This is a genomic window from Streptomyces sp. NPDC031479, assembly GCF_055581065.1.
This window is the reverse complement of the sequence record NZ_JBVIKC010000107.1, coordinates 1-1,422: the sequence shown is the minus strand read 5'-3', so window position 1 is coordinate 1,422 and position 1,422 is coordinate 1. Positions and strand designations below refer to the sequence as shown.

Here is a 1,422-nt window from a genome sequence, read left to right as displayed (position 1 = left end):
CGCCTGGGAAGCCGTAGAACGCGCCGGCATCGACCCCACCACCCTCCGCGGCACCCGCACCGGCGTCTTCACCGGCATCATGTACAACGACTACGGTTCACGGCTGACCACCGCCCCGGAGGAGCTGGACGGGTACCTGCGCAACGGCAGCTACGGCAGCGTGGCCTCGGGCCGGATCTCGTACACGCTGGGGCTGGAAGGGCCCGCGATCAGCGTCGACACGGCCTGCTCCTCCTCCCTCGTGGCCGTCCACCTGGCGGCCCAGGCACTGCGCAACGGGGAGTGCGGACTGGCCCTGGCCGGCGGCGTGACCGTCATGGCGACACCCAACACCCTCATCGAGTTCAGCCGCCAGCGCGGCCTGTCGGAGGACGGCCGGTGCAAGGCCTTCTCCGCGGACGCGGACGGAACGGGATTCTCCGAAGGTACGGGGCTACTGCTGCTGGAGAGGCTCTCCGACGCTCGGCGCAACGGTCACCAGGTCCTCGCGGTGATCAAGGGCAGTGCCGTCAACCAGGACGGCGCCAGCAACGGCCTCACCGCACCCAACGGCCCCGCCCAGGAACGCGTCATCCGCCAGGCCCTCGCCTCCGCCCGCCTCCAGCCGGCCGACGTGGACGCCGTGGAGGCGCACGGCACGGGCACCCGTCTCGGCGACCCCATCGAAGCCCAGGCCCTCCTCGCCACCTACGGCCAGAACCGCCCCACCGACCAGCCACTGCGCCTGGGCTCCCTCAAATCCAACATCGGCCACACCCAGGCCGCCGCAGGCGTCGCCGGCATCATCAAAATGGTCATGGCCATGCACCACGGCCTCCTCCCCAAAACCCTCCACGCCGACGAACCCAGCCCCCACATCGACTGGACCGCCGGAGCCGTCACCCTCCTCGACCGTGCAGCACCCTGGACCACTCCCGACGGCCGCCCGCGCCGTGCCGCTGTCTCCTCCTTCGGCATCAGCGGCACCAACGCCCACCTCATCCTGGAGGCGGCCGAGCCGGCCGCGGAGGGCGCCCGCCCGGAGGATGACAGGCCCGACACCGGCGGCCCGCTGCCGTGGGTGTTGTCGGCGCCCCACCCCGAGGCGCTACGGGAACAGGCGGCGCGACTGCGTGACATGGTCGCCACCGGGCCGGCACCGCGCCCGGCGGAAGTGGGCCGCTCGCTGGTGGTCACACGGACTTCCTTCGATCACCGTGCGGCGGTCGTGGCCGAGGACATCGACGGGTTCCTCGAAGGGCTCGACGCCCTCGCCCTCGGCGCCACACACCCCCGCCTCGTCCAGGCGAAGGCCACCGATCAGGGCCGCCTGGCCTTCATGTTCACGGGGCAGGGCAGCCAACGCCCCCGGATGGGCCACGAGCTCTACACCACCTACCCCGTCTACGCCCGGACCTTCGACACCATCTGCGAGGGAATGGA

1 protein-coding gene is annotated in these 1,422 nt (G+C 71.7%); it reads left to right on the top strand.

Features of this window, described 5'->3' with window-relative positions; translation table 11 throughout:
- On the top strand, window positions 1-1,422 hold a 1,422-nt coding region (locus ACZ5D2_RS40870; RefSeq protein ID WP_468936815.1), incomplete at both ends, for a type I polyketide synthase.